Raw genomic sequence first — 14314 nt, forward strand, 5'->3', positions numbered from 1 at the left:
CCGGCGGGCGCGCGAGGTGGCGTCGATCCCGTTCGCGTCCGCCGGGGCGCGCTGAGCGGTCGGCCCGTCAGTAGTGCCCGGCCCGCCGCATGGTGCGGGGCCGGCCGTCGGGGTCGCAGACGATGCGGTAGAAGGGGGTGGCCCAGGCCGCGGTCCAGGGGGACATCGGCGCGGGACGGTACGTGCGGAGCCGTCCCGGCGGGCGGGGGCCGCGGCGGCCGCCCTCGTGCCAGTCCTCCAGGGCGGCGGCGCAGGAGGCGAAGGCGTCGAAGAAGGAGACCGGGTCGAGCAGGTCCGCGTCGGAGCCGCCGGCCCGGTCCAGGTGCTCGCGGGCCAGCGTCAGCCGCAGGTCCCGGGCCAGGCGGCGGGCACCGTCCCCCAGACCGGCGGGGTCGGCGGGCTCGCGGCCGTCGGGGGTCTCGTCCAGCACCGCGCAGGTCAGTTCGGAGTCGTAGGTCCACGAGCGCCGGTTGAAGTTGTCCGAGCCGATGGTCGTCCACACGTCGTCGACGACGCACACCTTCGCGTGCACGTAGACCGGCGTGCCCTCGCGGTTCTCCAGCCCGTAGATCGCGACCCGGTCGCCGCCCGCGCGCTTGAGGACGTCCAGGGCCTGGTTGCGGCCCAGGATCTGCGGGACGCCGCCGATCGGGCCGTCCTGGTCGGGGTGGAGCGGCAGCACGCTGATCATCCTCAAGGAGGGGTTGTCCCTCAGCGCCTCGGCGAAGGACTCGGCGACCTGCGGTGACCACAGGTACTGGTCCTCGATGTAGATCAGGCTCCGAGCGCGGCGCAGCGCCTTGAGGTAACCGCGGGCGATGCTGCGTTCGCCCTGCGGCGCGAACGCGTAGCGGGTCCTGCGGTGGGCGTAGGTGCGCAGGAGCTGCACGGCGTGCGGGCCGCAGGGGGGCGGGTCCGGGGTCTGCGGCGGCATCGGGTCGGCCAGGGTGTCCTCGTGGCGCATCAGGTCGGCGACGCGGTGCACGGGGTTGCGGGTCAGCGGCTGGGGGTCGTCCCAGCGCTCGCGGAAGACGGCCTCGACGTCGCCGACGGCCGGCCCCTGGATCGCGGCCTGCACGTCGTGCCAGGGCGGGCGGTCGCCGTAGACCTTGGCCATGGGCGCGGCCTGGACGTCACCGGCGTGCGAGGCGTCGTCGCGGCGGCTCCAGCACAGGTCGATGCCGCCGACGAACGCGATGTCGCGCCGGGGGTCGTCGCGGTGGCGCAGCACCACGAGCTTCTGGTGGTGGGAGCCTCCGACCGGGACGCGCATGTCACGCAGGCACTCCCCGCCGGCGGCCTCGATGGCGTCGCCGAGGTGGCGGTTCTCCTCGGCACTGAAGAACAGGCGGTCCCAGTGCGAGCGCCAGAGCAGGCCCTTGACCACGACGCCGCGCCGGGCGGCGTCCGCGAACACGCGGGCGACCTCGGTGCCGGGGCCGTCGAGCCGCTCCCCGGGATCGCCGCGCCAGTCGGTGAACAGCAGCAGGTCCCCGGCGCCCAGCTCGCGGACGCGGGTGAGCAGCTCGGCGAAGTAGGGGGCGCCGTGCGGGATGGGACGCACGGTGTTCCCCCGCGACCAGGCGAGCCCGTCCTCGCGCCGGGTGTCGATCCGCGACGCCGGGTTGCCACGCTCCTCGGGGGCGAGAAACCACTTGTCTTCGGTCATCGGCCTGGATCTACCCGGTTTTTACGTGATCTCACGCGAACCGCCAGGCACTCCCGGCGGGCCGGGACCGGGGACCGCGCGGCCCGCGGCACCGGACGGAGAAGCCCTGACAAGGCATTTACACCATGTTACTCCCGTGCTAAAAACCGGTAAAAGAACGATCAAATTACGAAAAAGATCGACTAGTGGGTTTTTGGACTCCTTCGTCCTCCCCGTCTCGGCATACCGGTCCCTTCTCCGCCCGGCCTTCCTCTGACCACCCCCCCACGTCAGGAAAGGACTCCATGTCCTCCCGCCCTCGCCCATGGGCCGCCCTGCTCGCCGCCGTCCCGCTCGCCCTCGCCGGCACCGTGCCCGCCGCCGCCACGGCCCACGCGGCCGTCCACCCGGCCGCCCACCGGGCGGCCGGGACGACCGCCCCCGCTCTCGTCCCCGCCTCCGTCGCGGGGGCTCGCGGCACGGCCGCCATCCCGCCCTCCGACTACCAGCAGGTCTCCCTGGCCACCGGCCCGGCCGAGCTCGGCGAACCCATGTCCCTGACCGTGCTGCCCGACCGGTCGGTCCTGCACACCGCGCGCGACGGCACGATCCGCCGTACGACCGCCGCCGGTGACACCACGGTCGCGGGCAGGCTGAACGTCTACACCCACGACGAGGAGGGCCTGCAGGGCATCGCCGCCGCCCCGGGCTTCGCCGCCAACCGTCACGTCTACGTGTACTACTCGCCCAGGCTGTCCACCCCTACGGGCGACGCCCCCGCGACCGGCACCGCGGCGACCTTCGAGCAGTGGAAGGGACACCTGAACCTGTCCCGTTTCACCCTCAAGGCGGACAACACCCTGGACATGGCGAGCGAGAAGGTCGTGCTGGAGGTGCCCAACGACCGTGGCCAGTGCTGCCACGTGGGCGGCGACATCGACTTCGACGCCTCCGGCAACCTGTACCTGACCACCGGCGACGACACCAACCCGTTCGAGTCCGGCGCCTACACCCCCGTCGACGAGCGCGCCGACCGCAACCCGCAGTTCGACGCCCAGCGCTCCTCGGGCAACACCGACGACCTGCGCGGCAAGATCCTGCGCATCAAGCCCCAGGCGGACGGCACCTACACGATCCCGCCGGGCAACCTGTTCGCGCCGGGCACGGCCAGGACCCGCCCGGAGATCTACGCGATGGGCTTCCGCAACCCGTTCCGCATGTCGGTCGACAAGGCCACCGGCATCGTCTACCTGGGCGACTACGGCCCCGACGCCGGTGGTCCCGACCCCGCGCGCGGCCCCGGCGGACAGGTGGAGTTCAACCGCGTCACCGGCCCGGGCAACTACGGCTGGCCGTACTGCACCGGCACCAACACCGTCGCCGAGACCTACAACGAGTACACCTTCCCCTCGGGCCCGTCCGGGGCGAGGTACGACTGCGCCGGCGGCCCGGCCAACAACTCCTTCCGCAACACCGGCCTGGCCACCCTGCCCCCGGCCAAGCCGAGCTGGATCCGCTACGGCGGGGAGGCCGGCTCGCCGCCGGAGTTCGGCGGCGGTTCCGAATCGCCCATGGGCGGCCCGGTCTACCGCCACGACGCCGCGCTGAACTCCCCGGTCAAGTTCCCGGCGTCGCTGGACGGCCGCTTCTTCGCCGCCGAGTACGGCCGCCGCTGGATCAAGGCCATCGAGGTCACCTCCTCGGGGGCGCCCGGCGAGATCGCCGCCTTCCCGTGGACCGGGACCCAGGTGATGGACCTGACCTTCGGGCCCGACGGGGCCCTGTACGTGCTCGACTACGGCACGGGCTCGGGCAACCAGGCGCTGTTCCGGATCGAGCACATCGGCGGCGCCAACCGCAACCCCGTCGCCAAGGCCTCCGCGAACAGGACCTCCGGACCCGCCCCGCTGGCCGTGACCTTCTCCTCGGCCGGCAGCTCCGACCCCGAGGGCGGCGCGCTGACGTACACCTGGGCCTTCGGGGACGGCGCCACCTCCACCGCGGCCAGCCCCTCCCACACCTACACGGCCAACGGCACCTACACCGCCACGCTGACCGTCAGGGACCCCGGCGGGCTGACCGGCACGGCCGACGTCATCGTCACCGTCGGCAACACCGCCCCCACGGTGAACCTCACCCTGCCGGCCGAGGGACAGCTGTTCTCCTTCGGCGACACCGTTCCCTTCACGGTCACCGTCACCGACCCCGAGGACTCCCCGATCGACTGCGCCAGGGTCAGGGTCGTCTACATGCTGGGTCACGACAGCCACTCGCACGAGATCACCGCGAAGAACGGCTGCACCGGCACCCTCGTCGTGCCCCGCGACGGTGAGCACGACGAGGCCGCCAACATCTACGGCGTCTTCGCCGCCCGCTACACCGACGCCGGCGGGCTGAGCGGCGAGAGCACGCGCACCCTGCAGCCCCGCCACCGCCAGGCCGAGCACTTCGGCGCCCAGTCCGGGATCCAGGTCGCCGAGCACGGCCCGGCGGAGGGGGCCAGGACCGTCGGCTACGTCGACAACGGCGACTGGATCTCCTTCCGGCCGTACGCGCTGAGCGACGCGACCTCGGTCGCCCTGCGCGTCTCCTCGGCGGGCGCCGGCGGCACCGTGCAGGTGCGGGCCGGGTCGGCGACCGGGACGCTGCTCGGTTCGGCGGCCGTCCCGGTCACCGGAAGCTGGGACACCTTCGTCGAGGTCTCGGCCCCCCTGTCCGGCGCCCCGGCGGGCGGCACCACGCTGTTCTTCGTCTTCACCGGCCCGACGGGCCAGGGTAACCTCTTCGACCTGGACGCCTTCACCTTCGCCACCTCCGGTTCGGTGACGGTGGAGGGGGAGGGGTTCTCCTCGGCGTCGGGGGTGCAGCCGGCCGGTCACGCCGGGGCCAGCGGGGGCACGACGGCGGGTTACATCGAGAACGGTGACTGGGCGGGGTATGCGCCGGTGAGCGCGGCCGGGGTCAGGTCGTTCGCGGCGCGGGTCTCCTCGGCGGGTTCGGGCGGCACGATCCAGGTGCGGGCCGGGTCGGCGACGGGGGCGTTGCTGGGGTCGGTGAGCGTGCCGGTGACCGGGAGCTGGGACACCTTCCAGAACGTCTCGGCCCCCCTGACCGGGAGCGGCAGCGGTCCGGTGTTCCTGGTGTTCACCGGCGGCCCGGGCTTCCTGTTCGACGTCGACACCTTCACCCTCACCCGCTGAACCCACCTCCCGGTGCGGCGCCCCCCGTGCCGCACCGGGAACGCCGCACCGGGAACGCCGCACCGGGAACGCCGCACCGGAACCACCCCGGTGGCCGAGCCTTTCCCGCGAAATGGCACTGGACACACCAGGTTAAATACTGCTCAAATGGTCTTTTTCATGAAAATAATTACCCCTGCGTGAGGGCAGTCGAACACTTTCTGATGGTGGCGCATGGAAACTGCTCTGTCGTTTCGAGTTCTCGGCCCACTCGAAGCCCTGGTAGGTGAGCGACGGGTCTCGATCGGCGGGGCGCGCCAGCGGATCACCCTCGCCGCCCTCGTCCTGCGCGCGGGACGGGTCGTCCCCGTCGATCTGCTCGTCGAGGCGATATGGGGCGATCGCCCACCGCCCACCGCCCGCCGCCAGGTGGTCATCTGCGTCTCCGGTCTGCGCCGCGCATTCCTGGAGGCGGGCGCGCCCGCGGACCTGCTCGTCACCTCCCCGCCCGGGTACGTCCTGCAGGCCGACCCCGACGACGTGGACGTCCTGCTCGCCGAGCGGCTCGCCGCGAGGGCACGGGCCGCCGAGACCGCCGGGGACCCGGCCGGCGCGGCCCGGTGGTTCGCCGAGGCGTGCGGCCTGTGGCGCGGCCCGGCCCTTGCGGGCATCGACGGCGAGTTCTTCGAGGCCGAGGCGCGGCGGCTGGACGACCGGCACCTGACGCTGACCGAGGAGCGCGTCCAGCTGGAGCTGGCCCTGGGCCGGCACCGGGAACTGATCGACGACCTCGCCGTCCTCGTCGACGCCAACCCGCTGCGCGAGCGGTTGCGCGCCCAGTTGATGCTGGCCCGGTACCGCTGCGGGCGCCGGGCCGAGGCGCTCGACACGTACCGGATCGGACGGGCGCAGATGGTCGAGGAGCTCGGTATCGAGCCGGGCATCGAACTCCAGGCCCTGCACGACGCCATCCTCCGCGAAGACCGGGAACTGGTCGCGCCACCCGTGCCGCCGATGTCACCGATGTCGCCGGCCCCGTCGCTGTCGGTGTCGCCGGTGTCGCCGGTGTCGCAGGTGTCGCAGGTACCCTCCACCCGCGTGACCGGTCCCGCCCAGGGAACCGCCCTCGCCCCGGGGAGCGCCCGCGCCCCGGCGACCGTGCCCGCCGGCCGGATCGCCGCGCCACCGCAGGGGCAGGCCGCCGCTCCCGTACCGGCAGGTCATCTGCCGGCGGATCGCGTGCCCGCGGGTCGCCCGCCCGCCGCGCACCTGCCGGCCGCGCACCCGCCCGAGGGCCCCGGAGCGGTCGCGTCCGCCCCCGCCGGACCCGTTTCCGCCGGACCGGTCCCCAACGGTCCCGGGCACCCACCGGGGGAGGCCGCGGCGACGGCGCGGGACGAGCACGGGGTGGTGCCGGCGCAACTGCCCGCGGACGTGCCGCACTTCGTCGGCAGGACCGCCGAGATCGCCCAGCTCGACGCCCTGCTGGACGAGCGGATCGCGCAGGGCCTGCTGACCATCGCGCTCGTCACCGGGGTCGCCGGGGTCGGCAAGTCGGGACTCGCCGTGCACTGGGCGCACCGGGTCGCCTCCCGCTTCCCCGACGGGCAGCTCTTCGTGAACCTGCGCGGCTACGACCTCAACGCGCGCCCCCTCACGCCCGGCGAGGTCATGGATCGCTTCCTGCGCGCCTTCGGCGTCGGCGGCGAGCGCATCCCCGAGGACCTGGACGAGCGCGCCGGCCTGCTGCGCACCGTCATCGGCAGGCGCCGGCTGCTGCTCCTGCTGGACAACGCCCGCGCCATCGAGCAGGTCAGGCCGCTGCTCCCCGGCTCGGGCACCTGCTGCGTCGTCGTGACCAGCAGGGACCCCCTGGGGGACCTGGCCCCCAGGGAAGGCGCCAGCGTGATCCACCTGGAGGTGCTGGGGCCGGACGACTCCGCGGCCCTGCTGCGCGGGGTCGCCGACCCCGTGGCCATGGGGGAGGACCCCGAGGCCACGGCGCTGCTCGGAGAGCTGTGCGACGGGCTGCCGCTGGCCCTGCGGATCGTGGGCGCCCGCCTCACCGCCCGCTCGTACTGGACCCCGGCCCGCCTGGCCCGGCGGCTCGCCGACGAGCGGCGCCGCCTGGACGAGCTGAGCTACGGCCAGCTCACCGTACGGGCCGGGTTCGCCCTGAGCTACCGGGACCTGAGTCCGCAGGCGGCGCTGATGTTCCGTCGGCTGGGCCTGCTGGAGGCCCCGGACTTCGCCTCCTGGGCGGGCGCGGCGCTGCTCGGCATCGACGCCCTCGAGGCCGAGGACCTGATCGACCGGCTGGTGGACGCCCAGCTCGTCGAGGTGCTGGGACACGACGGCGCCGACCAGATCCGCTACCGCTTCCACGACCTCATCCGGCTGTACGCCAGGGAGCGGGCCCACGCCGAGGAGAGCGCCGAGGACCGTCTCGCCTCGGTCACCCGCGCGCTGGGCTGCTGGCTCGCGCTGACCGAGGAGGCACACCAGCGGGAGTACGGCGGAGCCTTCACCCAGGTGCACGGCACGGTGCCCCGGTGGCGGCCGGACGACGCGGACGAGCTCCTGGAACGGCCGCTCGACTGGCTGGAGGCCGAGCGCGGGGCGCTCGTCGCCGCGATCTCCCAGGCCGCCCGCCTCGGCGCGTCCGAACTGTGCTGGGACCTCGCCGTCACCGCCACCACCCTGTTCGAGGCGCGCAGCCACTTCGACGACTGGCGCGCCACCCACGAGACGGCCCTGGCCGTCGCCCGCGAGCACGGCGACCTGCGCGGGGAGGCCGCCGTACTGTGCTCCCTGGGGAGCATGTACCTCTTCCAGCAGGAGCCGGACAGGGCCGGTGAGCACCTGCTGGCGGCCCGCGCGCTGTTCGAGCGGCTCGGGGACTCCTACGGCCTGGCGCTGACGCTGCGCAGCCTCTCGCTGCTGGACCGGCTCGCCGGCCGATTCGACCAGGCCCTCGACGGGTTCCACACGGCCAAGAAGATCTTCGTGGAGACGGGGGACCGGTTCGCCGAGGCGCACGTGCTCGGCGGGATCGCCCAGGTCCACACCGACCGGGGCAGGACCGACCTCGCCGAACCGCTGCTCAGGCAGGCCCTGGAGGTCTTCCGGCGGCTCGGCAGCGAGCGGGGGCAGGCGCAGATCCTCAACAGGCTGGGAGAGGCCCTGCTGCGCCAGGACCGGCCCGAGGAGGCCGAGGAGATCGCCCGGCGCGCGCTCGCCCTGGTCAGGGACCGGCAGGACGGCATCGGCCAGGCGTACATCCTGTGCGGGCTGGGGGAGATCCAGCTTCGCCGGGACCTGCCGGAGGCCGCGGTGGAGAGTCTCGGCGAGGCGCTCGCCATCGCCCGGGGGGTGTGCGAGCGCTTCGTGGAGGCACGGATCCACCTGGCCTTCGGCCAGCTCCACGCCCGGCGGGGCCGGTTCGACGAGGCGGTGACCCACCTTCTGGAGGCCCTGCGGATATCCACCGACCTGGACACCCGGCTGTGGCGGTTCCGGGCCCTGTCCGCCCTGGGGGAGGTGTTCGCCCTCAAGGGGGACGAGGCCGCCGCCTTCGACGCGCTGAGCCGTGCCCTGGACTGCCGCGCCGGCGTCGCGCCGGAGGACGACCGGCGGATCAGGGCGCGGCTGGCGGTCCTGTCGGGGGCGTCCGCGGACGCGTCAGGTCCATGTGCTGTCGCCGGTGGTGCGGGCGACTGACGACACCACCCCGAACGCGCCCTGACCCACGACCGGAGGGAGCGTGAGGAGCGCGGCGACGGCGGTGACCTTCGCGGTCCAGCTGATCCATCGGGACATCTTCCACCTCGTTCGTTCGTGTCGGCTGCTTCCGGCGACGAACGTAGGACGAGGGGGGATCGAGTCGGCATCGCATCGGTCATCACCCGGCATCCGGGGCCCGGCGGGTCGTGCCCGCGGTGTGCTCCCAGGCCTCCCGCAGCCATCCGGACCGCTGCGCGGTGCCCCGGTCGACGGCGGCCAGCCGGTCGCCGACCTGGTCCAGCAGGAGAAGGACCTGCTCCGGGCCGGTCGAGCCCGAGGTCCGCTTACGCCGCACGCCCGCCTCCGGGTCCAGCAGCTCGCGCACCTCGGCCTCCCCGACGCGCAGGGCGAGGCCCGACGCCGCGACGGCCGGCGGTTCGTCCCGCAGGGCCCGGCCCGCCCGCTCCGGGTGGAACCGCACGCCGGCCACCGCCCGCTCGAACGACGCGAGCATCGCGCCGCAGGTCGCGAACAGCTCCTCCGCCGGCCCGTCGTCCTCCCGGCCGATCCCCCGGGGGTCAGCGTGGCCGAGGTCGCGCCACGCGGTCGTGATCTCGTACGAGAGCCCGGTCAGGCGGTGGGCCAGGCAGCGGATCCCTTCCAGGACCGGCGGTCCCGGGGCGCGGGCCCCGCCGGGGGAGAGCCCGGCGAGGTCGTCCGGAAGACCGATGAAGCGCAGGTCGGGACCGCTCCACCGGATCAGGTCGTTCAGGAAGCGGTTCAGCGTGGCGCCGAGCACCGACAGCTCCGCGGCCGAGCGCAGCACCCAGGTGCCGGAGGCGGCCGAGGTCAGCGCGTGCGGTTGCGGCCCGTCGAACCCCAGCGCGACGGCGAGCCGGTGCCGGTCCAACGGCACCTCCAGCCCGGTCATGGCGCCGGTCCCCAGCGGGCAGAGGTTGACCGCGTCGAACAGCGCCTGGATCGACTCCGCGGCCCCGGCCGTCGCCTCGGCGAGCGCGGCCAGGTAGAAGCCGAAGGTCATGGTCTGCGCGGGCCGGTCCCCCCGCCGCGGACACCCCGGCATCACCGACCCGGTGTGCCGCGCCGCCACCTCCATCGAGGTACGCGACAGCCGGCTCAGCGCCGCCACCGTCTCCAGCAGCCGCTCCCTGCCCCGCATGAGCCGCGCGCACGCCCGCACGTCGTCGCGGACGGGGTCGTCGTACCGGACGCGCGCGTCGTCGGGGAGACGCGACCGGACGCAGGCGGCCAGGGCGGACGGCGGATCCGGCGGATCCGGTGGGTCCGGCGGAACGGCCGCCGTGGCGCCGGTCGCCGCGCCGCCCGAAGGTCCTCCCGCCGCCTCGAGGGGAAGGGCCAGCACGGCCCGGCGGATCCGCTCCCGCGTCCGCGGGCCGAGCAGCCCCATGCGGGCGTACTCGTCGGTCCTGGCCAGTTCGATCCAGCGGTGGTGGCGCGGCAGGGAGCGCGGCCCCGCGCCGGGCCACCGGACCGGGCCCGCACCGCCGGTGTCACCGAGGTCACCGCGGTCATGGGGGGCGTCGCGGCCGCGGAGGTCGTCGAGGTCGTCGAGGTCGTCGAGGTCGTCGGGGGAGTGGGGGGCGTCGAGGCGGGCGGGGTGGCCGGGGTGGTCGAGGTGGTCGAGCGGGCCCGCCGGGGCGCGCCGCGTCGGTCCGGTCGCAGGCATGGACCCCACGCTTCCGGCGCCCACCGGAGGTGACCAGGCGGAACGACCGGCGATATCGCGGCGATACCAAGACGAGAGCGGGCGATGACCGGCCTTTCCTACCGTGACGGCATCTGCCGCCGTGGGGGGGTCACGTGAGGTCTGTACCGTCGTCCGACGGCCTGGGGTTCGCCCGGCTGCTGCGCGCCCACCGGGGCAGGGCGCGCCTGACCCAGGAGGAACTGGCCGAACGCGCCCGCCTGAGCGTGCGCACGCTGCGCGACCTCGAACGGGGGCGTACCCGCTACCCGCACCGGGCCTCGGTGCGTCGCCTGGCCGCCGCCCTGGAGCTGACCGGCGAGGATCGGCTGACCTTCGAGGCGGCCCCGCCCCCCCGTCCGCTCATGGCGCTCCCCCTCGCGCCCGCGGCGCCTCCGGGCGCGACGGTGGTGCTCCCGCTCCCCGGACGGGGGCGGTTCCCGGAACGCGGTTCGTCCTCCGAACCCGACCCGTTCCCCGCGCTCGGCCCGTTCCCCGAGTACGGTCCCTCAAGGGGGCGCGGCACGTCCCGCGAATGGGGCCTGTCCCCGGAATGGGCGCTGCCCCCGGTGAGCGACAGCGTGGCGCTGAGCCGCCTTCTGCCGCTGCGCGAGGCCGAGGACGCGGTGATGATCGCCTCGGGCGGGGGGAGGCCGGCGGTGGTGACCGTCACCGGCCCGGCCGGGACCGGCAAGACCACCCTGGCCGTCCAGTGCGCCCACGTCCTGCGCCGGCGGATGGGCATGGACGCGCTCTTCGTCGACCTGGGCCGCGACCGCCGTGACGCCCGCGAGCTGCGCGCCGCCCTGCGGCTGGCGCGCCTCGGCCTGGCGGCGTCCCCCGCCTCGGGAGGGCGGTGCCTGCTGCTGATCGACGGCGCGGACGGCCGCCGGGACGGATCGGCGGCCGGCCGGGTGCCGCCGCTGCTGACGCTCGGGTTCACCGGGATCGTCGTCACCGGCAGGGAACCGATCGCGGGACTCGTCCCGTCCCGGCGGATCGTCCTCACCGACCCGGGGTGAGGCCCCCGCCCTCCCGAACCGCGGCGCGCGCCACCGGGCCGCACGCCGCGCCGGACGACGTCACCCGCGTGCCGGGCCACGTCACCCGGAGCCCCGCGGCACCGCCGGTCCCGGCACGGCGATCGCGGTGACGATCAGCCCGTCGGCCACCAGCCAGCGTCCCTCGAAGCCGGTCACCTCCCGGCCGTCCACCACGGGGCCGGGCACCAGCAGCCGGGCGGTGAACGTCCCCGAGGGGGAGAACGACAGCCGGGCCTCCTCGAACCCCAGCCAGCGCCGGGCCATCGGGAACCACGCCTTGTAGACGCTCTCCTTGGCGCTGAACAGCAGCCGCTCCCACTGCACGCCGCCGCCGAGCCCGGCCAGCTCGGCGCGCTCCTCGTCCAGCGAGATCGAGCGCAGGACGCCCTCGGGGAGCGGCTCGTGGGGCTCGGCGTCGATGCCGACGGTCAGCGCCTCCAGGGAGACGGCCGCCGCGCGGTAGCCGGCACAGTGGGTGATCGCGCCCGCGACCCCGTCCGGCCAGCCGGGCGCGCCGCGCTCGCCGGGCAGGATCGGCGCCGGCGGCACCCCGATGCGGGCCAGAGCCTGGCGGGCGCAGTGGCGCGCGGTGGCGAACTCACGCCGCCGCTTCTCCACCGCGCGGGCGATGACCGCCTCCTCCTCGGGGAACAGCGTGACGTCCGGCGGGTCCTCGAACGCCTCGGCGCTCGTCACCCACGACGGCAGGATCTTCTCGATCATGCGACGGGCCGCGGGCTGGGCAGGATGTGCCGGAGCCTGCCGGGCGGGGTGGAGCGGGGACGCCATTCGCGTGGGTAGCCCAAGGAGACCTCCTCGAAGCGGACACCGTCGTACCAGGTGGTGCGGGGGATGTGCAGGTGGCCGTAGACGACCGTGTGGGCGTCGAAGCGCACGTGCCAGTCGGCGGTGCGCTCGGTGCCGCACCAGATCGCGAACTCCGGGTGGTACATCACCTGCGTGGGGTCGCGGACCAGCGGATAGTGGTTGACCAGCACCGTCGGGACGCCGGGCGGCCTGGCCTCCAGGCGCCGCTCGGTCTCGGCGATCCTGGCCTCGCACCACGCGTCACGGGTCGGGTAGGGGTCGGGGTGCAGCAGCATCTCGTCGGTGCAGACCACGCCCTTGTCGTAGGCGATGGCCAGCGCCTCCTCCTTCGTGGCCACCCCGGGCATGCGGAAGGTGTAGTCGTACAGCACGAACAGCGGGGCGACGGTGACCGGGCCCTCCGGGCCGGTCCAGGTGAGGTACGGGTCCTCGGGCGTCGTCACCCCCAGGCCGCGGCACAGCTCGACCAGGTGCCGGTAGCGCTCCTCGCCGCGGAGCTGGACGGGGTCGCTGGGATGGGTCCACAGCTCGTGGTTGCCCGGCGCCCACACCACCTTCTCGAACCGCTCGGCGAGCAGGCCGAGGGTCCACTCGACGTCGGAGACCTTCTCGGACACGTCACCGGCGACCAGCAGCCAGTCGGAGGTGGAGAGGGGCCGCAACTCCTCGACGATGCGCCGGTTCTCCTTGTAGCCGATGTGCAGGTCGCTGATGGCCAGCAGTGACGTCATGCCCGCCCCGTCCCGCCCGCGGCCCCGCCGGCCGCCCCGCCGGGGGCCCTGCCGGCCGCCCCGGCCGTCCTGCCGGCCGCTCCACCCGCCCCGCGCGTTCCCTCGTCCACGAGCACCGTCGCCTCCGTCCAGCGCGCTTCCCCGAACCCCCGGACCCGGTCACGAGATCGTCGTCCACGGGTAAGGAAGACCCTCTCATGACCGCGCCCGGCCGCACACCCCGCCCCGGTGAGGAACGTGCCGTGCCGGCCGGCGCACGGGTGCGACGATACCCGTGCGCCCGCCGGGGAGAGCGGCGATCCTTGACCCATGACGACGCCACGGACGACCGTCCCCCACCCCCCGCCCGCCTGCCACATCGCGCCCCCCGACCTGCTGGAGGCGGTGGCCGGGCAGGGCGACCCCTCCGAGCGCCGGGCCGCGCTCAGGACGCTCGCCACGTCGGAGAGGGCCCGGGCGCAGCGCGCCTCGATCGCCGGCGTGCTGCGCCAGCTCGGCCTCACCGTCTCCGACGTGGCACCGGCCCCCGGCATGGTGCGCACCGTCTACGACGTGGAGAACGGAGGTGACTTCGACCTTCCCGGACGCAGGCGCCGCGGGGAGGGCGACCCGCCCTCGGGAGACGCGGCGGTCGACGACGCCTACGACGGCGCGGGCGCCACCTACGACTTCTACCGGACGGTCCTGGGCCGCGACGGCATCGACGGACGCGGACTGGAGATCGTCTCCTCGGTCCACTACGGGACCGACTACGACAACGCCGCCTGGACCGGCTTCCAGATGATCTACGGTGACGGCAGCGGGCAGATCTTCGCCAGGGGGTCGCTCACCGGGGCCGTCGACATCGTCGCCCACGAGCTGACCCACGGTGTCACCCAGTTCACCGCGCACCTGATCTACAGCAAGCAGTCCGGGGCGCTCAACGAGTCGTTCTCCGACGTCCTCGGCTCCCTCGTCAAGCAGTACGGCCGGGGCCAGACCGCCGCGCAGGCCGACTGGCTGATCGGCGACGGCATCCTGGGCAGCGCCCTGCGCGGGACGGCCCTGCGGTCGCTGAAGGCGCCCGGGACCGCCTGGTCCACCCCCGCCGGGGGGCGTGACCGCCAGCCGGCGCACATGCGCGACTACGCGGACCTGCCCGACGACGGAGACCCCGCCAACGACCACGGCGGCGTCCACATCAACTCGGGCATCCCCAACCACGCCTTCTACCTGGCCGCCACCGCCATCGGCGGTCACGCCTGGGAGCGCGCCGGCCGGATCTGGTACGTCACGCTCACCGAACGGCTGCGCTCGCGCTCGGACTTCCGGGACGCCGCGGAGGCGACGGTGGAGGTCGCCGGGGAGCTGTTCGGCGACGACGGGGACGAGCAGGGGAAGGTGCGCGACGCATGGCGGCAGGTCGGCGTCCTCTGACCGGGCGCCCGCGGCGGCCC

General features: G+C 74.4%; 8 protein-coding genes. 4 read left to right on the top strand and 4 right to left on the bottom strand.

Annotated elements, in window-relative coordinates:
* Positions 1-67: 67 nt before the first annotated feature.
* Complete coding sequence (locus AB0G16_RS22490; RefSeq protein WP_362808047.1) at positions 68-1669, bottom strand: phospholipase D family protein; 1602 nt, start codon at positions 1667-1669, stop codon at positions 68-70.
* Positions 1670-1953: 284 nt separating this feature from the next.
* On the opposite strand from AB0G16_RS22490, the gene AB0G16_RS22495 reads away from it, so the two are divergent.
* Together AB0G16_RS22495 and AB0G16_RS22500 are read left to right on the top strand one after the other, a co-directional pair.
* Complete coding sequence (locus AB0G16_RS22495; RefSeq protein ID WP_362808051.1) at positions 1954-4848, top strand: carbohydrate-binding protein; 2895 nt, start codon at positions 1954-1956, stop codon at positions 4846-4848.
* 213 nt (positions 4849-5061) lie between these two features.
* Positions 5062-8547: a tetratricopeptide repeat protein gene (locus AB0G16_RS22500; RefSeq protein WP_362808054.1), complete on the top strand. Its 3486-nt coding sequence runs from the start codon at positions 5062-5064 to the stop codon at positions 8545-8547.
* A gap of 181 nt (positions 8548-8728) precedes the next feature.
* On the opposite strand, the gene AB0G16_RS22505 is transcribed toward AB0G16_RS22500, so the two are convergent.
* A complete protein-coding gene (locus AB0G16_RS22505; RefSeq protein WP_362808057.1) occupies positions 8729-10258 on the bottom strand; it encodes a hypothetical protein in 1530 nt (509 codons plus the stop codon).
* A 134-nt stretch (positions 10259-10392) separates the two neighbouring features.
* On the opposite strand from AB0G16_RS22505, the gene AB0G16_RS22510 reads away from it, so the two are divergent.
* A complete protein-coding gene (locus AB0G16_RS22510) occupies positions 10393-11298 on the top strand; it encodes a helix-turn-helix domain-containing protein (RefSeq protein WP_362808060.1) in 906 nt (301 codons plus the stop codon).
* An 81-nt stretch (positions 11299-11379) separates the two neighbouring features.
* On the opposite strand, the gene AB0G16_RS22515 is transcribed toward AB0G16_RS22510, so the two are convergent.
* On the bottom strand, positions 11380-12042 hold the full coding sequence (locus tag AB0G16_RS22515; protein WP_362808063.1) for a 4'-phosphopantetheinyl transferase superfamily protein: 663 nt from the start codon (positions 12040-12042) through the stop codon (positions 11380-11382).
* Complete coding sequence (locus AB0G16_RS22520; protein ID WP_362808066.1) at positions 12039-12878, bottom strand: metallophosphoesterase; 840 nt, start codon at positions 12876-12878, stop codon at positions 12039-12041. The genes AB0G16_RS22515 and AB0G16_RS22520 overlap by 4 nt, the downstream gene beginning before the upstream one ends.
* A 309-nt stretch (positions 12879-13187) precedes the next feature.
* Between AB0G16_RS22520 and AB0G16_RS22525 the strand changes: the two genes are divergently transcribed.
* A complete protein-coding gene (locus AB0G16_RS22525) occupies positions 13188-14294 on the top strand; it encodes a M4 family metallopeptidase (RefSeq protein WP_362808069.1) in 1107 nt (368 codons plus the stop codon).
* Positions 14295-14314: the final 20 nt, after the last annotated feature.

Source organism: Streptosporangium sp. NPDC023615 (assembly GCF_040640155.1).
Taxonomy (GTDB): Bacteria; Actinomycetota; Actinomycetes; order Streptosporangiales; family Streptosporangiaceae; genus Streptosporangium.

Excerpts from the sequence above, each read along its gene's own strand:
- AB0G16_RS22490 (WP_362808047.1), bottom strand. The coding sequence starts at position 1,669 with ATGACCGAAGACAAGTGGTTTCTCGCCCCCGAGGAGCGTGGCAACCCG.
- AB0G16_RS22495 (WP_362808051.1), top strand. The coding sequence starts at position 1,954 with ATGTCCTCCCGCCCTCGCCCATGGGCCGCCCTGCTCGCCGCCGTCCCG.
- AB0G16_RS22500 (WP_362808054.1), top strand. The coding sequence starts at position 5,062 with ATGGAAACTGCTCTGTCGTTTCGAGTTCTCGGCCCACTCGAAGCCCTG.
- AB0G16_RS22505 (WP_362808057.1), bottom strand. The coding sequence starts at position 10,258 with ATGCCTGCGACCGGACCGACGCGGCGCGCCCCGGCGGGCCCGCTCGAC.
- AB0G16_RS22515 (WP_362808063.1), bottom strand. The coding sequence starts at position 12,042 with ATGATCGAGAAGATCCTGCCGTCGTGGGTGACGAGCGCCGAGGCGTTC.
- AB0G16_RS22520 (WP_362808066.1), bottom strand. The coding sequence starts at position 12,878 with ATGACGTCACTGCTGGCCATCAGCGACCTGCACATCGGCTACAAGGAG.
- AB0G16_RS22525 (WP_362808069.1), top strand. The coding sequence starts at position 13,188 with ATGACGACGCCACGGACGACCGTCCCCCACCCCCCGCCCGCCTGCCAC.